General features: G+C 60.8%; 15 protein-coding genes. 4 read left to right on the top strand and 11 right to left on the bottom strand.

Features of this window, described 5'->3' with window-relative positions:
* Nucleotides 1-128 precede the first annotated feature (128 nt).
* Nucleotides 129-941, top strand: a complete 813-nt coding sequence (locus FJE54_RS06290; RefSeq protein WP_255467253.1) for a transglycosylase domain-containing protein — start codon at nucleotides 129-131, stop codon at nucleotides 939-941.
* Between the two features lie 170 nt (nucleotides 942-1111).
* On the opposite strand, the gene FJE54_RS06285 is transcribed toward FJE54_RS06290, so the two are convergent.
* The 4 genes from FJE54_RS06285 to FJE54_RS06270 form a co-directional block, all read right to left on the bottom strand.
* On the bottom strand, nucleotides 1112-2395 hold the full coding sequence (locus FJE54_RS06285) for a homoserine dehydrogenase (protein WP_139651849.1): 1284 nt from the start codon (nucleotides 2393-2395) through the stop codon (nucleotides 1112-1114).
* A gap of 11 nt (nucleotides 2396-2406) precedes the next feature.
* Complete coding sequence (gene lysA, locus FJE54_RS06280) at nucleotides 2407-3765, bottom strand: diaminopimelate decarboxylase (RefSeq protein ID WP_139651848.1); 1359 nt, start codon at nucleotides 3763-3765, stop codon at nucleotides 2407-2409.
* Between the two features lie 64 nt (nucleotides 3766-3829).
* Nucleotides 3830-5674 carry a hypothetical protein gene (locus FJE54_RS06275; protein ID WP_139651847.1) on the bottom strand — a complete coding sequence of 615 codons (1845 nt, stop codon included), beginning with the start codon at nucleotides 5672-5674 and terminating at the stop codon, nucleotides 3830-3832.
* A complete protein-coding gene (locus FJE54_RS06270) occupies nucleotides 5671-7917 on the bottom strand; it encodes an efflux RND transporter permease subunit (RefSeq protein WP_255467252.1) in 2247 nt (748 codons plus the stop codon). The genes FJE54_RS06275 and FJE54_RS06270 overlap by 4 nt, the downstream gene beginning before the upstream one ends.
* A 243-nt stretch (nucleotides 7918-8160) precedes the next feature.
* Here FJE54_RS06270 and FJE54_RS06265 point away from each other — a divergent pair, with 243 nt between their 5' ends.
* On the top strand, nucleotides 8161-8715 hold the full coding sequence (locus FJE54_RS06265) for a TetR/AcrR family transcriptional regulator (RefSeq protein WP_180326598.1): 555 nt from the start codon (nucleotides 8161-8163) through the stop codon (nucleotides 8713-8715).
* A 247-nt stretch (nucleotides 8716-8962) separates the two neighbouring features.
* Here FJE54_RS06265 and FJE54_RS06260 read toward each other — a convergent pair whose 3' ends face one another.
* The gene (locus FJE54_RS06260; protein ID WP_139651282.1) at nucleotides 8963-10408 is read right to left on the bottom strand and encodes an IS3 family transposase; all 1446 of its coding nucleotides are present in this window, start codon (nucleotides 10406-10408) and stop codon (nucleotides 8963-8965) included.
* Between the two features lie 465 nt (nucleotides 10409-10873).
* Here FJE54_RS06260 and FJE54_RS06255 point away from each other — a divergent pair, with 465 nt between their 5' ends.
* Nucleotides 10874-11269, top strand: coding sequence for a molybdenum cofactor biosynthesis protein MoaE (locus FJE54_RS06255; RefSeq protein WP_139651844.1), 396 nt, complete (start codon nucleotides 10874-10876; stop codon nucleotides 11267-11269).
* Nucleotides 11270-11309: 40 nt separating this feature from the next.
* Here FJE54_RS06255 and FJE54_RS06250 read toward each other — a convergent pair whose 3' ends face one another.
* The 5 genes from FJE54_RS06250 to FJE54_RS06235 all read right to left on the bottom strand — a co-directional run bounded on the left by FJE54_RS06250 (nucleotide 11310) and on the right by FJE54_RS06235 (nucleotide 17081).
* Nucleotides 11310-12116, bottom strand: a complete 807-nt coding sequence (locus FJE54_RS06250) for an ABC transporter ATP-binding protein (RefSeq protein WP_139651843.1) — start codon at nucleotides 12114-12116, stop codon at nucleotides 11310-11312.
* Nucleotides 12116-13171 (bottom strand): FecCD family ABC transporter permease, encoded by a 1056-nt coding sequence (locus FJE54_RS06245; RefSeq protein ID WP_180326597.1) that lies wholly within the window; start codon nucleotides 13169-13171, stop codon nucleotides 12116-12118. Before FJE54_RS06245 ends, FJE54_RS06250 begins: the two co-directional genes overlap by 1 nt.
* Nucleotides 13172-13180: 9 nt before the next feature.
* The gene (locus tag FJE54_RS06240; RefSeq protein ID WP_180326596.1) at nucleotides 13181-14368 is read right to left on the bottom strand and encodes an ABC transporter substrate-binding protein; all 1188 of its coding nucleotides are present in this window, start codon (nucleotides 14366-14368) and stop codon (nucleotides 13181-13183) included.
* Between the two features lie 34 nt (nucleotides 14369-14402).
* Nucleotides 14403-15296: a radical SAM protein gene (locus tag FJE54_RS15980; protein WP_180326595.1), complete on the bottom strand. Its 894-nt coding sequence runs from the start codon at nucleotides 15294-15296 to the stop codon at nucleotides 14403-14405.
* 360 nt (nucleotides 15297-15656) lie between these two features.
* Nucleotides 15657-17081 carry a response regulator transcription factor gene (locus tag FJE54_RS06235; protein WP_180326594.1) on the bottom strand — a complete coding sequence of 475 codons (1425 nt, stop codon included), beginning with the start codon at nucleotides 17079-17081 and terminating at the stop codon, nucleotides 15657-15659.
* 224 nt (nucleotides 17082-17305) lie between these two features.
* Here FJE54_RS06235 and FJE54_RS06230 point away from each other — a divergent pair, with 224 nt between their 5' ends.
* On the top strand, nucleotides 17306-19300 hold the full coding sequence (locus FJE54_RS06230; RefSeq protein ID WP_180326593.1) for an FAD-dependent oxidoreductase: 1995 nt from the start codon (nucleotides 17306-17308) through the stop codon (nucleotides 19298-19300).
* 530 nt (nucleotides 19301-19830) lie between these two features.
* Here the strand turns inward: FJE54_RS06230 and rlmH are convergent.
* Nucleotides 19831-20301, bottom strand: a complete 471-nt coding sequence (rlmH, locus tag FJE54_RS06225; RefSeq protein WP_139652243.1) for a 23S rRNA (pseudouridine(1915)-N(3))-methyltransferase RlmH — start codon at nucleotides 20299-20301, stop codon at nucleotides 19831-19833.
* Nucleotides 20302-20370 lie beyond the last annotated feature (69 nt).

Raw genomic sequence — 20370 nt, 5'->3', positions numbered from 1 at the left:
GAGGCGCGGGCCGCACGCTCGCTTACAAAAGTGTAAGGCGCCCATAAGTGGCCTGTAAGGTAGCTGCAAGGACAACGAGGTATGCTGAACGAAGCAGAAACCGAAAAACCGAACGGCAGGTGAGCATCATGGGCAACGGATACAGCACGACGAAAGCGGACGGCAATCGCTTTTACGCTCCGTATCAAACGAGCGCCCGCACACGGCGCGTAATGGTTGCACCGCACACACGCAACCGCTCAGCGGGCTCCATCGCAGCGGGACTCTTGGTCGTGATCGCAATGCTCGCCCTCTGCGTTGTGGCGTTCTACGGTTCGCGCGGCTATTCGATGTATCAGGAGGCGCTCGAGGCCACGCCCATTACCGCAATGATCGAGCAGATCGAAGCGTCTCCGGGCTTCACCCCTATCGAAGAGCTGCCAGAGCGCTATCTTGATGCAGTCGTCGCCGTCGAGGACCATCGTTTCTACCTGCATCCCGGATTCGACATTATAGCCACGGGTCGGGCACTCGTAAACGATCTGAAGGCCGGCTCATTCGTCGAAGGCGGCAGCACCATAACCCAACAGCTTGCGAAAAACCAGTTCTTCAGCCAGGATCGGGAGCTTGAGCGCAAGGTTGCTGAAGTGTTCATGGCGTTTGATCTGGAATCGAAGCTTTCGAAAGAAAAGATCCTCGAACTGTACGTGAACTCGATCTACTTCGGCGACGGCTACTACGGCATCCGCGATGCGAGCATGGGCTACTTCGGCAAAGCGCCTTCCGAGCTTTCGGATTCGGAGGCCACGTTGCTTGCCGGCGTACCGAATGCACCGTCGGCATACGCGCCGTCCGAGAACCCCGAACTTGCACGCGAACGGCAACTGCAGGTGCTTCGTCAGATGGTCGAGTACAAGATGATCACACCCCAGGAATCGCAGGAGATTGCAGAAGCGGCGTAAGGAATCGAGCGGCAGCTCATACGTGTTCAGTGCTTGTTGGTACTTAAAAGCGGCGAATTCCGCGCCCAGATGAAGCGGCTCCTCCCAGACGATCTGTTTGACAGAGCCATCGCCTGGGAGGACTACCGAACGGTGCTCGCTGGGAGCATCCGGAGCTTATACGAAAACGTCTAGTCCTCCACGCGGATGACCGAGGGTTCCTCGCGCAGCACGTCGTCGAGCTTCGCGATGTCGGCGAGCACGGCGCGCACGCTCTTCTCACGCGCGGTGTGCGTGACGTAGGTGAGGTCGACCGTGCCCGAATCCTTCTTGCCGCGCTGGATGACCGAGTGCACGCTCACGTTGTGGTCGGCGAACACGCCCGCCATGGAGGCGAGCACGCCCGAGCGGTCGGCCACGGCGAAGCGGATGTAGTACTTGGTCTTGAGGTTTTCCATCGGCACGATGGGCAGCTCGTCGGTGCAGGTGCAGCCGACGATGGGGTCGATGCCCATCTGGATGTGGCGGGCTACTTCGAGCACATCGCCCATGACGGCGCTCGCCGCCGGGCCCGAACCCGCGCCCTCGCCGAAGAACATCGTCTCGCCCACCGCATCGCCCACAACGAAGATGGCGTTGAACACGCCGTTCACCGTGGAGAGCTGGTGGCCGAGCGGCAGCATGGTGGGGTGCACGCGCACGTCGATTCCCTCGTCGGTGCGGTGCGCATGCGCGAGGAGCTTCACGCAGTAGCCCATGTCCTTCGCGATTTCGAGGTCGAGCGGCGTGATGCTGCGGATGCCCTCGGTATGCACGTCGTCGATGGTCACGCGCGAGTTGAACGCAATGGAAGCGAGGATGGCGATCTTGGCCGCCGCGTCGAGGCCGTCGACGTCGGCCGTCGGATCGGCTTCGGCGAAGCCCTTTGCCTGCGCCTCGGCAAGCACCTCGTCGTAGGGCATGTCGTCTTCGGCCATACGGGTGAGCATGTAGTTCGTCGTGCCGTTCACGATGCCCATCACGGCGTCGATGCGGTTTGCGATGAGCGAATGTTTGAGCGGATCGATGATGGGGATGCCGCCGCCCACGCTCGCCTCGAAGGCGATCTCCTTGCCTGCCTCCGCAGCGGCCGCCATGACCTCTTCGCCGTAGGTCGCCATGAGCGCCTTGTTGGCCGTGACCACGTTCTTGCCCGCGCGAAGCGACTCCAAAACCACGTTGCGCGCAATGGTGGTTCCGCCGATGAGCTCGATGACGATATCGATGTCGGGGTCGTTCACGATGTCCGTGTAATCCTGCGTGAAGATATCCTCTACGCCGTGCTCGAGCGCCTGTTCGGGATTGCGCGAGCACACGCGGGTGAGCTCGACGTCGATGCCGTAGTGGCGATTGAACGCGCTTTTGTGGTTCTTGAGTATCTCGATGCAGCCGCCGCCGACGGTGCCGGTGCCGACCAATCCGAGTTTTACAGCCATGGTATTCTCCCTTAATCCAGATCGCACGCCAGCAAGTCCTCGTAGGTTTGGCGGCGCGTCGTCACCCTCGCTTCGCCGTCTTTCACAAACACGATCGCGGGGCGCGGTTGCCCGTTGTAGTTGTTCGACATAGTGTAGCAGTACGCGCCCGTTCCGAACACGCACACGATGTCGCCGAGATCGGGATGCTGGATCGACATGTCGACGACCACGGCATCGCCGCTTTCGCAATGCTTGCCTGCAAGCGTGACGATTTCGGTGCGGGGTTGACCGGCCTTGTTCGCGATGACCGGCTCGTATTCGGCATGGTAGAGCGCCGTGCGGATGTTGTCGGACATGCCGCCGTCCACCGCGACGTACTTGCGGATGCCCGGCAGCGTTTTCAAGATGCCCACGGTGTAGAGCGTCACGCCCGCATTCGCCACGAGGCTGCGGCCCGGTTCGGTGAGCAGGCGCGGCAGATTCACGTCGAACTCGGCGCAGTACTCCTTGACGGCCGAAGTCACGCACTCGGCGAAGTCTTCGATGGTCGAAGGCTTATCCTCGGTTGTGTACGCGATGCCCAAACCGCCGCCCACATCGAGTTCTTCGATCTCGTAGTCGTATTCGGCCTTGATGCGCGCCATAAGCTCGACCATCACCTTGATGGCCTCCCTGAACGAGTGGAGCGCGAAAATCTGCGAACCGATGTGCATGTGGATGCCCGCCAAGCGCACGTTCGGGGCCGCAAGCACGTCTTTCACGCAGTTGAACGCCCAATCCTCACGCATGGTGAAACCGAACTTCGAATCTTCGCACCCGGTGCGGATGTACTCGTGGGTATCGGCCTCCACACCCGGCGTGATGCGCATGTAGATATCCTGGACTGTGCCGTGTTCGCCAGCGATCTTGGACACGCGGTCGAGCTCGATGCGCGAATCGATAACGATGCCCCCCCCCCCCGCCTCGATCGCCTCGGTAAGCTCGAGCGGCGTCTTGTTGTTGCCGTGCACGAACACCCGGTCCATCGGAAAGCCCGCCGCGCGTGCCACCGCGAGCTCGCCGCCACCCGACACGTCGAGGCACAGGCCCTCTCCGGCGACGATCTTAGCTGCCGCCTTGTTAAGAAACGCCTTGCTCGCGAACACTACATCCGAATTCTCGTAGCGGCTGCGAAACGCGCTGAGGTAGGTTTCCATGCGGTAGCGCATATCGGCTTCGTCCATCACGTAGAGCGCCGTGCCCTGCTCGCGGGCGAGTTCGACCATGTCGACGCCTCCGATGAACAGGTGATCGTTTTTGACTTCGGCGGTCAGGGGCAGCACGGCTCCCAACTCCATCGTCGTTTTGTTGTCGGCCTTTTTGGTCAGGTCGGCTGCAGGTAACGCCATCGGTTCCTCTTTCCACTCGATCCGCGCACGCGGCGCTCCGGGTGCGATGCCGACCGTCTCCCGCCTAATCCCCGATGCCGAACAGCGCCAGAAGGCGATCCCAGAACGTGTCTTCAGCCGGCTGGCTTTCGGGCTCGCTCTGCTCGGGTGCAACGATGGGCTCGGTGGCCATCACGAACTGCACCAGCGTAACATCGGTGTTTTTCGAACTGGTAAAACTTGTCGGCTCGAAATCGCTTTTGCTGTATTCAGCGATCATAGTATCAATTTCTTCGCTCACCGTATCGGGCATCGCCTGAATCTCCGTATAAAGGCTACCGGTTCCGTCGGCGAGCTGCCCTGCCCCGCCTGCGAGCTCGCCCGCACCTGACGAAAGAGAGTTCGCACCCGCCGCCGCACTCGACGCGCCGCCAGAAAGCTCCTCGGCACCTGCCGCCAAAGAAGACGCACCCGCCGCAAGCGCTTTGATGCCGCCTATGAGGCTCTGTCCGTCGCTTTCCGCATCGAGACCCGCTGCAGCCGATGAGAGCGTCTGGGCCACCGCGCCGTAGGCTGCATTCGCAGCCTCCACGGTTACGAGCGCTTGAAGCGCCGTCTGCACCTCTGCCGCTTGGGCCGCCGTAGCCTGCTGGGCCTGTGCCATAGCGACTTCGGGTCCGACGGTTTCGGGATCCGCAGCATGATAAGCCATGGCGAATGCACCCACATACGTTTGCATAGCAGCCTGATACGCTTGGCTCTGCGCGCTCGTATCGATGATCGAAGATTGGGATTGCTGCGCCTGGGCGTTGAGGCCCTGCTGGTAGGCCTCGAGACCGCTCGCGATACCGTTTGCGCCCGCGGCAATGTCTCCCGCGCCCGACGAAACGCCCGCCGCGCCGTCGGCGATGCCGGATATACCCGAAGCCATCTCGCCGGCACCCGCCGAGAGGTCCTGCGCGCCGCTTGCGATCTGGTCGGCACCGTCTTTGAGCTCGCCCACGCCGTCGGCAAGCTGCACGAATCCCGAAAGCAGCCCTTCTTTGTCAGGCGATTCGATCACCATGGAAAACGGCACGGCCGCAAGGCTCGCCCCGTCCATCTCGAAGTCGGTCACGTCGGCCGTCGCGGTGAACGAGCCGTCTTTGCCGGGCATTCCCGTAAAGGTAACTTGCGTGTTCGATCCCGCAAGCGCGATCTGCCCGTCGGGCGTGGCCACATTCGTCGCCTTCCCTTCCGCAAACGCGAGCGTGACCTGCAGCAGGTAGTTATCGAAGAACGTCGGATCGACTGCATCGTTTCGCTTCGTATCGATCGTGATTTCGAGCGCACCGCTTGCACCACCGAGATCAGACGCGCTCATCGGCTTACCGTCGAGCGTATAGGTTACGGAAACGTTCCAGGGAAGGTTGGTGTCCGCAAGATCGCCTTGGTAGCGAAACGACTCGCCCGTCACGTCGACGGTGAGCGCGTCGCCGTCCTGCTCGATGGCGCTCGTGTCGGTGAGATTGGTGACCGAGGCGTAGTCGCCGTAGTCGGTCACCGCGCCCGGTTTTTCGGGGGAAAGCACGTTTACCACGTATACGCTGTTCACCGCGCCGTCGCCCGCAAGCCGTGCGTACACGACCTCGTCTTTCGGCGTTGTGTTCACGCTAGAGGCGGCGCTCTTTGAACCTTCGTCACCCGCTTCGCCCGACGAAGCCGAGCCGCCCGCCGTTGCGTCCGACGACGAGGTCGCGTTGTCGGCCGAGCCGCTTGCTGCGTCCGCAGACGCAGCGGCCGAGGCATCCGAGCCAGCCCCCGCCCCCCCTTCCTCAGCCTGGGCATTTTGCAGCGAAACCGTGCCAAACGTCCCAAGCGCCACCACGCCCGCAAGCGAGACGGACAGGGCGGTGCGCAGTATACGGTTCGTCATTCGGGTATCGTTCATGACGATTCCTCCTTACGAGATGAAAGCGTGTCGCTTATTAGGCGGGAATCAGGTGATACATTCGGGCTGTTCGGCGTACGGAAATCGCCTTCTGCTCCCAGCTCACCCGAGGTGCGGGTTTCGGGAAATGCACTCGAGCCGTTCGGCGTACGGGGGCCGCCTTCTGTTCCCGATCCGTTCGAGGTACGCGGGTCGAAGAAGTTCGCGCGCCACGTGGTTTTGCCGATGAGCTTGTCGAAAACGAGCAGCGCTCCCGGCAAAAAGGTGACCACAAGCAGAAACGAAAGCAGCGTTCCACGGCACAGAAGCAACCCGAGGATCGATACGATGTTGTTGCTCGAGGTGAGCCAAAGCACAGCTCCGGTGAGCGAAAGGATGCTCGCCGATACGAGGATGCTGAAGAACGTATCCCCGAGCGTTTTCGCAAGCGCGGGGCGCACGGCCATGACTTGGCGGTTTTTCCGGTAGTTGTCGGTGAACAGGATGGCGTAGTCCACCGTAGCGCCGAGCTGCACCGTATTGATGACGAGGAAGCCGAGGTAGTTGAGCGAATCGCCCGCCAGATACGGCACGGCAAGGTTGATGAAAATGGCCGATTCGATGGTAGCGATGAGGATGACCGGCAGCGTGGCCGATTTGAACGTAAGCAGGAGCACGAGGATGATCGCGCAGATGGCGATGAGATTCGTCGTCTGGTTGTCCACCGTGACCACATCGCGCATATCGTAGAGACTCGTCGCGTAGCCCGCCGACATGCTCTCGTTGCCGTAGAGCGCACTCGCCTTCTCGCGAATCTGCTCGACGACGCGAAATGCCGTGTCGCCTTCGTTCTCCGTATCAGCGTACACGACGATACGCGCGTAATCATCCGAATAGAACTGGCTTGTGATCCCATCATCGAGAAATTCCACGGGAATAGTCAGCCCAACGGTGTTCGTATAGGAAAGCACCGACGTCACATGCGGAATCTGCTCGAGTTCGCCCACAAGCTCCGCTTCGCGCGCCCTATCGGTGTTCGGCACGAGCACGACAGTCGTCTCGGCCTGCCCGAACGTTTTCTCAATGGCCTCCGCATCGAGCGAAGCGCGCGTCTGACTGCCTTCGACCGAGCCCATCCCATAGGTGAACTGGGTGTTCGATTGGGCGAGGAAACACGGCACCGCAAGTACGATCACGATGACAAACATCGGAATACGGAAAGGCGCGAGGTACTTGCCCGCCCCCCGAAACGTCGGCAAGAATCGGCGATGGCGCGTCTTGTCGATGAGCTTGTAAGCCATGAGCGTAAACGCGGGAAGGAAGATGACCACGCACAGAAACGAGAGCACGATGCCCTTCACGAGCGCAAGGCCTAGATCCATACCGATCTGGAACTGCATGAAGCACAGCGCGGCAAATCCGAAGAACGTCGTTGCCGCCGAAGCAGCAATCGAGGAGAAGCTCTTCTTCATCGCGGCGCGCATGGCCGACACGGCATCGGGTTCGGTTTCCCTAAACCGCTGGAACGCATGGAGGAGGAAGATCGCGTAGTCGAGCGACACCGCAAGCTGCAACACGGGCGCCACCATGAACGCGATGAACGACACCTCTCCCATGAACAGGTTCGTTCCCATATTCATAAGCACCGATACGCCGATGGCGAGCAGAAAGAGGATGGGCTCTATCCACGAGGTAGTCGAAAGCACGAGGATGAGCAGGATGAGCGGCACGAGAATGAGAATGCCGTTCATAACCTCGGTGACAGTCATGGACTTCATCTCGGCAGTACTAACCGCCTGGCCCGATGCGTGGCCGCCCTCGCCGATGATAGGATAGATGGCATCCATCGCTTCCGACTCTTTGCCCGAGGCGATGGTCACATCGAAGATGGCATGGCCGTCTTTGTAGTATTGCTCGACGGTAGCCTGGTCGAGCATTTCGATCGGAGTACCCAAGTCCACCACGTCGTCGAGCCACATGACGTCGTCGACGCCCGCTGCCGCGCCAAGCTTTTCCTTGTACTCGAGCGCTTCGGTGATGCTCACGTTGTCGAGCATGACCCGCGCGTTGGGCACCGCTGCACCGAATTCGTCTTGCATCGTATCGACCGCACGCATCGATTCGGTTGACTCGGGCAGGTAATCGGAGAGGTTGTAGTTGATGGGGACCAGAAACGTCATCACCGCACCCACGATGGCGAGCGCGAGCGTAAGCCACACGACGGGCTTCTTATGATCGATGACGAACGTAGCGAATCGGTCCACGGTAGCTCAATCCTTTGCCATTGCAAGCAGCGTTTCCGATCCTTCGCCCAAAACTCAGCCTGGCGGATGCGCATCCTTGACAACACGGTGTTGATTATCTTTCGCGTTTATAGTTATATTGCATCATGATCATTCTTCAACCGATAAATGCTTCAGAAGTGTCAGCAAATCGACATCCGGACTCAATCTGTTGTCTTGCGAACGGAAAACGCACAACCCGAGCGAGCGCGCAAAGGAGGCGATATGAAACAGGACCATCGCGTACGTCTTACCAAAATGATGCTGCGCGACAGCTTCTTCGATCTCATGCAAGAGAAGCCGGTAAGCAAAATCACTGTCAAGGAGCTCTGCGACCGAGCAGGGGTTAACCGTGCGACCTTCTATTCGCACTATGCTGACATCTACGCGCTGTACGAAGAGATCGAACGCGAACTTGCACAAACCATCATGCATTCGCTTAAAAACACGATCGAAGGCGGTTCGCTCGAAGCATTCAGCAAAGACATCTGCACAACCATCGCTCGCAACGAAAAACTTTGCATGGCGTTTTTCGGCGAATACAGCGACCCCGAACTGCTGCTGCGCATCGTAGACACGTTCAGGGAGAGAAGCATCGCGATGTGGCGACGCGTGAAACCGGATCTGGCCGCCGACGAACTCGACCGCTTCTACACGTTCATGGCCAACGGATGCCTCGCCGTCATCCGCTCATGGGTCCAGACGGGCATGCGCGAGAGCACCGACGATATCGCTCGTTTCATCGAGAAGATGGCTGACAGCGGTTTGGCTGCGTTGTAGGAGTGTATGCAGGTCGATGCGAGTTGCAGGTCGATACGGGCCGCAGGTCGGCACGAGCCGCGAGTTGTTGCGAGCCGCGAGTCAATACGAGTTGCGGGTCGATTAGATCACAGTAGCTAACGTAATCCACCTAACCTCAACGGGTTTAACGCTTGGGATGAGGGACCGGATGCGCGCTTGTGTTCCCGACTGGCCCGATCTTGGCACAAAATTGGAGGTTGGGGGTGCGGCAGGATTCTTGGACTGCTCAGGCCGCCAGCCCGAGCCTCCTGCGGCGGCCCTCGATGGTCTCGCAGGTGGCCTTCTTCCCGTTCTCCCTGAACGTCTTGAGGCGGCCGTCATTGTACCACGTGATGTAGCGCGCGACGGCCTCGAATATCTCGGCGACGGGCGCCCCCGCGCGCACGAGCGAATGGAACGCCTCGACCTTCGCCCGGCCGAAGAAGCCCTCGCACGCCGCGTTGTCGGGGCTGTGCCCCTTGCGCGACATCGAGCGCACGAGGCCGGCCCCCTCGCACAGCGCGATCCACCCCTTCCAGCGGTAGTGCCCGCCGCGGTCGGAGTGGATGACGGGACGCTGGCCCTCCCGAAGCGTCGCTATCGCGTCGGCGAGCGTGGAGTTCGCGAGCTCGGCGTTGGGGCTCTCCGAGGCGCGCCAGGCGACGACCTTGCCGTCGAAGCAGTCGACGACGGCGGACAGGTAGCACTTGCCGTCGCGCCCCCGCATCTCGGTGATGTCGGTGAGCCACAGCTCGTTGGGCGCGTCCGCCGAGAAGTCGTGCCTCCCGTGCTCGCCGAGCAGCAGGTTCCCGGGCGCGTCCGACACCTCGCCCGCGTACGAGCTCCATCTCTTCTCCGACCTGGAGCACCGGGCGACGAGCCCCTGGCGCGCCATCGACTCGCGCACCCTGCGCTCGGGCGCGCGGACGCCGCCGGCCTCCAGCGCCGCTCTGAGGCGGCGGTAGCCGTAGATCCCGCCGTTCTCCGCGAAGGCCGCGGCCACGGCCCCGTCGAAGCCCCCGTCCGTCATGCCGGACGGGCTATCGAGCCTCGCCCGGTGGTAGAGGTAGGTGCTCTTCGAGATTCCCAAGAACGTCGAGATCCGGGCCAGGGAGCACCCGCAGTCCCGCCTCAGCCTCTCGCCTAACCCGACGAGCCGCCTCTTCGACAGGCTCGCCGGGCTTGCGGCTTTTGGGTCGCGCATCAGCTCCTTGTAGACGCTCACCTCGAAGAGCGCCTCCTCGAGCTCGGCCCGGAGGGCCTCGATCCGCCTGTCGTCCGATCCCGCCGCCTGCCCCATGCCCGGCTTCGCCCCCTCGTCCTCGCGCGGCGCGCCCTCCGCGCCGGTCTCGGACATGATAGCGCTTTTGCGGGCCTTCCTGCTCCAGACCGATATTATGCTCGCTTCGGCGATGCCGAGGCGGCGGGCGATGTGCGCGGGCTTCTCCCCGAGGCCGTAGAGGCGGACGGCCTCCGCCTTGGTGGCCTCGGGGTAGCGGGAGTGGGGCGCGTGCTCGGCGCGCCCCTTCACCCTGGGCATCTCCGCCGGCAGGGAGCCCTCCTCGGCCTGCTCCAGCCACCGCCTCAGCGACTCCCTGGACGGGGTCCCCCATTTCCGCTCGGCGGCGCGGGGCGTGAGCCCCTCGGCCCACATCGTCTCGACGTAGCGGACCTTCTCCCTTTCCGTGTACATGCGGCTCCCTCCTCGCGGCCCCCGCGGGGGCCGCTCGATCGGTCGTGGACCGCCTGCCGGCGGTCCAACTTCCTGCCGCACCTCCGGTTTGACAATTATGGAATACAATACATTTATTATATGAGGGTATGATAATTTGCCATCAGGCATTTTGTCTGCCATTACCTTCGATTTCAATAGGTATCTGGTTATACAATTGTCAAACCTCCAATTTTGTGCCAGAATCCGAGAACTCGGGAACACGATTGGGTACGTCATATACGAGTTCTGCATAAGGCGATACCACTCAACCACATCTTTCACCCAAGCTTCTACGTCCAGCAAGAGGCATGCCGCATGTTCGATTGCATGTCGATGCAAATATCTTCCTTGTTTGAGAATATACGCACCGATGCGGTATACTTAACCCCATTGATACGCTAGGATTACCGAGCAATCGGATGGGAAAACGAAACGAGGGGTACCATGGCAAAACCGGAACCGTCAATCGATCAGTGGCTTAAAGAAGCGAAGGAAGACCCGAAGGCTGCGCAGTGCGGCATGTTCCTCACCCACAACGGCACCGTGCGCGTGACTCCGAAAGCGCAGGTCCGAGAAGGCGTCGAGGGCCTCGGCGATGTGGCTCAGGTGGAGTTCTCCTACGACGCGGCGGGCGTCGACGCTGCTGTCGCCGAAGCGCTCACATGGCCCGGCGTATATTACGTGCGCGTGTGGCTCAACGAAGGCGCGCTCGGCGTAGGCGATTCGATCATGTACGTGCTGATCGGAGCTGACATCCGCCCGAACTGCATCGATGCCCTGCAAAAGCTTGTCGGCAAGATCAAAAACGACCTCGTGGTTGAGAAGGAAATCTACGCATAAGGCGGCGCGACAAACAGCACAAACAGGCGGATCGTTCCTGCTACCGTTCCCTATGCCGATGCCCCGTCTCTTTGATGAGCGCCATGCAGCACTCGATACTCTTTCCCTCGTACGGAATCGGGCGGATGAGCACATCGACGCCGTAGGTCTCGGCAAGCACCTCTTCGGTGAGCACGTCGCGGTAGTACCCGCAGCGGCAGGCATGGCCGCGCTGCATGAGCACTACGTCCGATTTGAGCGAGAACGCCTGCTCGGGATCGTGCGTGGTCATGAGCACGCCCATGCCGCTTTCCGTAAGTTCGATGATGCGTTCGAGCACGTGAATCTGGTTTCCGAAATCAAGGCTCGCAGTGGGCTCGTCCATCACGAGATAGCGCGGCTGCTGCGCGAGCGCTCGAGCGATCGCCACCATCTGCAGCTCGCCGCCCGACACCTCGACGCATGTCTTTTTCGCAAGATGCGCGATCCCCATGGTCTCAAGCGTTTCGCGGGCGATCCGATGATCGTCGGGTCCGGGCTGCTGCAAGAGCTTCAGATGCGGTGCCCTTCCCATAAGCACCGCTTCCTCAACCGTGTAGGCGAACGGGATGTTCTGGATCTGGGGCACATACGCGATCGCACGAGCCACTTCCGCTCGGCTCATCTTCGCACAATCCGCCCCGTCGATCGACACACATCCCCCGCTCAAGGGCAAAAACCCGAGCGCAGCTTTGAAGAGCGTCGTCTTTCCCACACCGTTCGGACCGAGGATCGCCGTCACGCTACTGGGTTCGAGGGCGAAGCTCACGTGCTCGACGACAGGCTTACCCCCGTATCCGCACGTCACATCATCGATCACGAGCGCCATCACTTCCACCCCCCTTTGAATTTCACCAAAAGCGCCACGAACACGGGTGCGCCGACGAGCGCGGTCAGAATGCCGATGGGTATCTCCATGGGAAACATTCCGCGGGCGATGTCGTCCATAAGCACGAGGTAGAGCGCGCCGCCCAGAAACGATGCGGGAAGGAGCCTGCGGCAATCGGGGCCGAACAGCATCCGCATGAAATGCGGGATGACGAGCCCCACCCAGCCGATGATGCCCGTAACCGCTACGCTCACCGCGGTCATGAGCGTAGCGCACACGATGACGACCACGCGGATGCGCCCCGACTCCATGCCGAGCGCGCGGGACTCGTCATCGTCGAGCGAAAGGATGTTGATGCGCCACCGAAGCCCGTAGAGCACGATTCCGCATACGAGCACCGGCACGCTCAGCATGCCGATATCCGACCACGTCAGGCTCGAAAGGCCTCCCATGAGGAAGAACGTGATTCCCGGCAGCTGGCTGTACGGGTCGGCCACGTACTTGGTAACCGAGATGAGCGCCTCGAACATCGCCTTGATGACCACGCCCGCCAGCACGAGCACGATGACGTTCGAGGTGCCCTTGCCCACCGTCACGCTGATAAGGTACGTGAGGAACACCGCGATGAGGCCGCCGACGAAGGCCGACCCCGAGATCACGGCGACCGGTGCGGCAACGAGCATCGAACATGCCGCGCCGAACGCCGCACCCGACGAAGCGCCGAGCAGATCGGGTGAAACCATGGGGTTGCGAAACATTCCCTGAAACGCCGCCCCCGCCATGCCGAGCGCTCCGCCCACCAAGAGCGCTCCGACGATGCGAGGCAAGCGCATCTTGAACACCACGAGCTCTTCGCTCGTGAGATCACCGCCGCCTACAAGCGCCATAACCGCATCGGGCGCGTGGGCAAGCGTCGATGCGAGCAGTGGCAGATCGATGCTGAACCGCCCCACTGCAAGCGAAATCGTCGCAGCAAGCAGCGTTGCCGCGCCTAAGGCGATCAGCCCTATGCGCCCAAGCGGAGCGCTTCCCTGTCGTTCGATGCGCTTGCCCACGACCAAACCTTACGCGGGATCCTGATGGTTGAGGATGCGCTCGGCTTCCTCGTCGGTTAGGCTGTAATCGAAGAACTGCTGGTAGAAATCGACAAGCAGCTCTTTCATGTCGACGTCCTCGAACAGATCGGGGTGGATGGTCTTGGCGATGTAGACGAGGTAGAGGATCTTCTGGATGCCGGAATCCCAGAAGAACACGCCGGTCGGCGTGGCGACAACCTGGTTCTCCGCAACGGCGGCGATGGAATTGAAGTCGCCTGTAGCGAGCGCCTCGTTGATGGCATCCTCCGCCGTCGCGTTGCCCGACGAGCCGGCATGGTCGAGGAAGATGTAGTCGGGGTTCCATTCGAGCAGCTGCTCGGCGGTGACTTCGATGTTGGACGATCCCTCGAGGGTCTTGCTCGCAAGCTCGCCGCCCGCAAGCTCGATGACCTCTACCATATCGGACTTGGCACCGTAGCCGTGGAGCATGTCGGTGTAGGCAAGGTACACACTCGGACGCTCGGTCACGTTCGCCGTACGCTCCTTGACCATGGCCACCTTCTCGTCGAAGTACTTCGCGTACGCTTTGGCCTGCGAAGCGGCCTTCTCATCGCCCATCACGTCGGCGTAGAGCGTGAGTGTGTCGGCCACATCCTTAAACGCGCCAGTCGAGGTCATAGGCACGGCAACCATGCCTGCGTTGTTGATGGCTTCGGCCTGGGCGGGGTTCGGGAAGCAGAATACGACCTGCACGCCCTGCGCAACGAGATCCTCGACGTTGAGGTCGGAATGGGCGTTCGGAATGCCCGGCACATCGTTGACGCGCTTGTAGATGACGTTCGACCACGGCCATCCGCTGATATGGAAATCGCCGTCGCACGTGATGCGGCCTTCGGCGCCGACGGCTACGAGCTTTTCATACGAGGGCCCGAAGATAGCCGCAACGCTCGTCACCTCCGCAGGAACGACGATCTCGCTACCGTCGAGGTTCTTCACCGTGCGGTCGCCGGCAGGTTTCTGCTCGGTCGGTTCGGCAGCCGACTCGGATGTGGCAGGCTCTTCTTTCGCTTGCTCAGACGAGCACCCCGCCAACAACCCGCCCCCGGCAAGGGCCGTGAACACCACGCACCCCGACAGACCGATAAACGATCGGCGCGACAAAAAGCGGGCGGGTCGTTCGAGATTCTCGATAGTCTGACGATCTTGTTCGTTCATTGTTTCCTCCCTCAAGGTATGCGAGCTTCTATGGTTACGATCGGGTGTGCGGTGCAACACCCGTTTCGTAGGACCCGTTGATGCCGATCCGATCTGCGTACAACCGATCGAACTCGTGGTCGTGGTCGGAAAAGAAATACGGCGTGCGCGCGAGCCGTATGCGCGCGACGGCATTCACGCGGGCAAGCCACAGCGGATCGGCCGCCGGATAGTCAGCCATCGGCGTATCGGGAAAGGGTACGAAGGGTAAGATGGAGATTGATTCAGGCTCGAATTGCGCGATCGTTTCGATGCCCCAGGCCACATCGTCTTCGGTCTCCCCGAGCCCTACGAGAAACCCGGTCCATACGGATAGCCCCGCTTCGCAGGTGTATTCGAGCGCCCGGATCCGATTCTCGAGCGAATCTCCGCCCGGCCTGAACGCACGGTACACCTCGTTACTCGGCGACTCGAGGCTCGTGAGCATGCCGGTGAGCCCTGCAGATGCCAAGTCGAAGTGGCTTTGGCGGTCGAGTGCACCGAACAAGCCGTACAGCGCAAGCCGAGGCTCGGCGTCGTGAATGGCCTCGACGGCATCGATATACGTACGCGGAAGCCGGTACCCCATCCACCCCGTCGCCGTGAAAGCGCGCTCGATCCCGAGATCGGCAAGATGGTGCGCATGGTCGATAATGTCCGAGAGAGGTCGATCGAGTGCGAACGCCTGATACGATTCCGCTTTGAAATGCTCCCATTTGCAGTGATTGCAGACGGGCCGTGTTTTGCAGTCGCCCGTAAGGATGAGCGGCGAAGCCTTTATGGATGCAGGGCCTTCGCCGATGCGCATCGCCCGCTCGCTCGCAGCGTGCGCGGCAGCGAACAGCTCGCTGTCTGCTTGATCGAACAGCGCCGCTACCTCAGCCCCGATTCTTTCTGTTGTATCCCGCATGTCACCCCATCCGAAACGGTCACCACGGTTCGCACAGTTTCGTACCATGGTGTCGCCAGTTATTATACTTAATTGTATATATATTGAAAGAAGTATATTCCTATTTGAAGATATTTACGGACGCGTGACCGCTCACGGGCGGCAACAGGCGAAGCTTCGGACTGCCTTGGCTCGAGACTAGGCTACGGTTTCGGGCTGCCTAGGCACAAGGCAAAGCTACGGCTTCGGCCGGCTTCGCCCAAGGCGAGCGTACGGCATCGGGCTGCCTAGGCTCAAAGCGAACGTAGGGCTTCAGTCGTCTTCACGCAAGGCGAGCGTACGGCTTCGGGCCGTCTTCACGCAAGGCGAGCGTACGGCGAATTACTGCGGATCGGCCGAAAGCAGCTCCCGTAGCTCTTCGCGGCTGTGCACGCCGAGCTTTTGGTAGATGCGACGGGTATGCGATTTGAGCGTTCCGTTGGCGATGCACAGCTCACGTTCGATGACTGCCGAGTTCTTTCCGATCGCGATAAGATCGAGTACTTCGGCCTCGCGGGGACTCAATCCGAACGCCTCGGACACGTCGGCGCAGCGGGCATGCAGTTTAGCACGCGCATCTTCTTCGGCAATCTCGCCCGCGCCGAAAAACGCGACGCCCCATGAACTGAAATGCCCCTTCTCAGAAATCAACGCAACGGTTGCGATAACCACGAGGATCGTAAGCACCGCGGTCACGAGCGTCGGATCGGCGGCTACGATCGGCTGCTCCCCCATGAACAACCGCGACACCATGTGCCCAGTCGGAATGGCGATGAGCGTGACTTCCTGGATGCCGCAGAGCACGAGCACCGACACCCCGTAGGTGTGCGAGATGTCGCATAGCAGAATGGTAAGTACGAGAAACATGAGCGAGTACCCGGCGGCAATGAAGAACCCGGCCACGAGGTTGGTGCCCGAAAGCGACAGAAACGTCATGACGAGCCCGCACATCATGAGCACGAACGGCGTGCGATACAAAAGCGTGAAGTCGAATCGCTTCGACATGAGCAGCGATACGGCGAGCACGATAATCGACACGGCGATGGTGCCCAACAAGAACAGCTCGCCCGATGGCACGCTCGCTTCGCTCTTCGCGCCGTAGACGAACTGGTAGATGCCCAGCACCACCAAAAGCTTCCAGGGAAAATGGAGCTTTCCCCACGTCTTCTTCGGCAGATCCGCACGCGGAACAAGGCTGAACGAAGCATGCAGCGTCACCTGGGATAAAAGCGGAAGCACCATGAGCACGATTGTCAGCCGCACGATATCGAGATCCATGAGCACCCACGCCATGAACGATCCCAGCAAAAACGCACCCGCTATATAGAGAACGACGCGCAACGGCTCGAAACAGCTATGGAGCTCAGCCCAAAGCAGGATCGAAAGGGCCGATCCGATACCGCCGCCGATGATGGCGACGATGCTCAAAGGCAAAACGATTCCCGGAAACAAACTCGCCGCCATGAACGCGAGCCCCGATGCGATCATGGACCCCGTGCAAAGCCACACCATACACCGCTTCACATACAACGGAGCGAGCTTGCGGGCGAACAGCGCGAAGGGAACGAACGCCACGACCATCGCAACCGTGAACAGATCCTCGCCGAACCACACATCGTGCGGAAAGAGCAGCGCCGTGCGGTACGTGACGATCTCGAGCCACGCACGAGCGAACGCGAATCCGAAGAAACAGAACGACCAAGCGCCGAGGCCGAGCGAAGCCGTGCGCGCGACGCCCGCATGGGCAGCTCCCGCACCATCCTGCAAGCCCCTGTATGTACCCCTTCCAGCCATCGACTTATTATAGCAACTGATTCCGCCGTTTCGACAGAAGCCCAATGAGCTGCTCTGTGCGTTTGATCTGGTGAATTATGGCGGGTTACAAAACGGGTTACAAAGTTACCCCCGAACTTGGCCGCCTGGGAGATTCGCGCAGCGCGCTTGCGGGGCATACTCGATCCATCCAAGGCCACCAGGGAAAGGATCAAACCATGAGGGAAGAGAAAACGACCGCAAGCGCACCGTCGACGGCTGCTCGTTTGACGGGAGAGGGAAACGCTCTGCCCAAAGCGGACATATCGCGCCGTAGCTTTTTGGCAGGAGCCGCCATCGCGGGCGTGAACATCGCGCTGTTCGGCTTGGCGGGCTGCGCGCCGAAAGCGTCGGCAGGTAGCGAGAACGGCCAGTTCAAGGCGGGTACGTACACGGGCGTGGGTCAGGGCAAGTTCGCCCCCATCACCGTTGAAGTCGCGTTTTCCGAAACGAGCATCGAGAGCGTCACGGTCGTCGACCACGAGGAAACCAAGTACATATCCGATACCGCGCTCGAAACGGTGCCCGCCGCCATCGTGGAGCATCAATCGCTCGGCGTCGACGCCATCGCGGGAGCCACGCTCACGAGCACGGCCATCGTCGCGGCGTGCGAGGAGTGCGTCAAGCAAGCCGGCGGCAGCGCGAGCAAGCTCAAAGGCAACTACGAGAAACCCGCCCCCTCGACCGAAGTAATCGAGCTCGAAGCCGACGTGGTCATCGTCGGAGCGGGCGCAAGCGGAACCGTCGCCGCAGTGAATGCCGCACGCCTCGGCGCGAGCAAAGTCATCGTACTCGAGAAAAGCTGCAACGTCGGCGGTAACGCGCTCGTCAGCGGCGGCTACCTCGAATACGTGTTCGCACCCGACGACCTGCGGGAAGACATGACCGACAACTTCACGGCAGAGCTGGAAGCGAACCTCGCAGCGGCACCCGAGATCATGCCCGCCGCCGACCTCGCCAAGCTCACGGCCGATGTTGAAGCATGGAGGGCAACGGGCAGCACGAAGGTGTTCGACTCGGTCGAGCTCCATGCGCTCCAGTACGCGCTGCAGGGCGAAGGCGCCTACGCCGACATGATCATCTCCTGCCAGCACATCGCCGAACTCGACGAGTGGCTCGAAACGAGCGGCTTCGACTTCAAACCGCTCGTAGGCATCGTGGGATACTCGTGGCCGCGCTGGACCTCGTCGGTCAACGGCACGTGCGGACAGGGCTACTTCGAGTTCTACACCGATATGATCGAGCAGAACGACTACCCCGTCGAAATCTACCTGAACACACCCGCTCACGAACTCATCAGCGAGGGCGCACAGGTTACGGGAGTCGTTGCGCAGGGAGCCGACGGCACCACGTACCGCGTAACCGGAGCAAAGGGCGTCATCCTCGCAACGGGCGGATTCTCGGGCAATCCCGACATGCTGCGAGAGTACAACACGCAATGGGATTGGGATCCCAAGCAGATCATCCCCACTACCAACGCGTTCGGCCACACGGGCGACGGTATCACGATGGCGCTTTCCGTAGGCGCTGCAACCGCCGCGATGGACACGCAGATGCCCTTCCCCTTCGCCGACTGCAAGAACTCCACCGACGAGACCACGGTAGGCGATGACATCGATTGCCCGATCGTGAACAAAGAAGGCAAGCGGTTCATGAACGAAGTGCTCGACCGCTTCACCATGACTGAGCACATCATGGCGCAACCCGACCAGATGATGTTCATGATCTCGGACAAGGATACCTGCTGGATCGACGGCGAGGTCAACCGCTACGGGCGCAACGTCGAAAACCTCATCAACCAAGGCCAGCTCTACCGCGCCGACACCCTCGAAGAGCTTGCGGGTCTCATGGGCTGCGATCCTACAACCTTCACAGCCGAGATCGAGCGCTACAACGAGATCGCACGCTCGGGCGAAGATCCCGATTTCGGCCGCACGAACTTCACCGAGCACAGCCCCATCGAGAATCCGCCGTTCTACGCGTCGCCCCGCACCTGGGCCATGCACATCACCGTCGGCGGCGTGCTTGTGGACTCAGGATACGATTACACGGTGCTCGATGAGGACGGCAATCGCATCGAAGGTCTTCACGCCATCGGTGAAACCACGCTCGGCAGCTGCGGCATCGGGGTGCAGGGCGAAGGCTACGCGATCGCCCAGGCGTTGTTCGGGTAAAACGAAAAGGCATCTCGCGGCTCGCACTGGGCGAAGCTCATCGGATTTCGAGGGCTTCGTCCACTTCCGAAACGGGATGTTGCATCAACAGCTCTTCGACTGCGTACTACGTCATAGCACGGACCGCAGGCTGGGCAGAAAAAGAGAGTTTCCGTAGCAGATTTTTTCGACTTGTGCACACAAAACCGCAGTCTTGAGCCTATCGTGCAGACAACAGGCACCTAGAAAGAGTATGAGCCATTAGCAAACTAGCGTTTTACCTGATGACATAGTAATGGCACAGCAATAAGAATCGAAGAAGCTGTCCAAAGCATGCACAAGTCGAAAAAATCCGTTAGCGGAGGTCGCTTTTCGTGCCCGACGCTATTCAGCGTGATTCATGTAACCCACCAAGCCGAAACCGACACCTACGCTTCTCATAGGAACGCATATCGCGTATTGGTACGTTTTGGAAAACTGCCGCATTCGATAAGCAGTCCTGCCACCGAATAGCCTATGACGGCGACGATGAATGCACCGCATGCCTTTGCCTACTTATGGTACGGCTCCCCGCGCGAGATCTTGCAGGCGCGGTACACCTGCTCGAGCAGCACGACGCGCGCGAGGTTGTGCGGCAACGTGATGCGGCCGAACGAAAGCTGCTCGTCGGCACGCGCCCGCACGGCGTCGCTCACACCATCCGAGCCGCCGATCACAAACGCGATGTCGCTTCTCCCCGCAAGCGCCAGCTCGTCAAGGCGGCGGGCTAATCCTTCGCTCGTGCGTTCTTTGCCCTCGATGGCAAGCAGGATGACGTGGCTCTGTTCGGGAAGCGACGCGACGATGGCCGTACCCTCTTTGTCGCGGGCGGCGTCGACTCCCCCGGCTTTCGCCGGATCGATATCGGCGATCTCCTTGACTTCGACCTTAGCGTAGGCTTTCAGGCGCTTGAGGTACTCGGCGCAGGCTTCGACCCAGAACCGTTCCTTAAGCTTGCCCACCGCAACAACCGTGATGCGCATCATGGCCGGCACCCCTCATGCACCAAAACGCGCAAGACGTTGCGGGCGACGGTGCCGCAGCGAACGCGC

Origin of the sequence: Raoultibacter phocaeensis, assembly GCF_901411515.1 — a bacterium.
GTDB classification, from domain to species: domain Bacteria; phylum Actinomycetota; class Coriobacteriia; order Coriobacteriales; family Eggerthellaceae; genus Raoultibacter; species Raoultibacter phocaeensis.
Note: the sequence above shows the minus strand (reverse complement) of the source record. Positions and strands in the feature narration are given on the sequence as shown.

Excerpts from the sequence above, each read along its gene's own strand:
- FJE54_RS06290 (WP_255467253.1), top strand. The coding sequence starts at position 129 with ATGGGCAACGGATACAGCACGACGAAAGCGGACGGCAATCGCTTTTAC.
- FJE54_RS06260 (WP_139651282.1), bottom strand. The coding sequence starts at position 10,408 with ATGTACACGGAAAGGGAGAAGGTCCGCTACGTCGAGACGATGTGGGCC.
- FJE54_RS06265 (WP_180326598.1), top strand. The coding sequence starts at position 8,161 with ATGAAACAGGACCATCGCGTACGTCTTACCAAAATGATGCTGCGCGAC.
- FJE54_RS06285 (WP_139651849.1), bottom strand. The coding sequence starts at position 2,395 with ATGGCTGTAAAACTCGGATTGGTCGGCACCGGCACCGTCGGCGGCGGC.
- FJE54_RS06250 (WP_139651843.1), bottom strand. The coding sequence starts at position 12,116 with ATGGCGCTCGTGATCGATGATGTGACGTGCGGATACGGGGGTAAGCCT.
- rlmH (WP_139652243.1), bottom strand. The coding sequence starts at position 20,301 with ATGCGCATCACGGTTGTTGCGGTGGGCAAGCTTAAGGAACGGTTCTGG.
- FJE54_RS06240 (WP_180326596.1), bottom strand. The coding sequence starts at position 14,368 with ATGAACGAACAAGATCGTCAGACTATCGAGAATCTCGAACGACCCGCC.
- FJE54_RS06275 (WP_139651847.1), bottom strand. The coding sequence starts at position 5,674 with ATGAACGATACCCGAATGACGAACCGTATACTGCGCACCGCCCTGTCC.
- FJE54_RS06255 (WP_139651844.1), top strand. The coding sequence starts at position 10,874 with ATGGCAAAACCGGAACCGTCAATCGATCAGTGGCTTAAAGAAGCGAAG.
- FJE54_RS06230 (WP_180326593.1), top strand. The coding sequence starts at position 17,306 with ATGAGGGAAGAGAAAACGACCGCAAGCGCACCGTCGACGGCTGCTCGT.
- lysA (WP_139651848.1), bottom strand. The coding sequence starts at position 3,765 with ATGGCGTTACCTGCAGCCGACCTGACCAAAAAGGCCGACAACAAAACG.
- FJE54_RS15980 (WP_180326595.1), bottom strand. The coding sequence starts at position 15,296 with ATGCGGGATACAACAGAAAGAATCGGGGCTGAGGTAGCGGCGCTGTTC.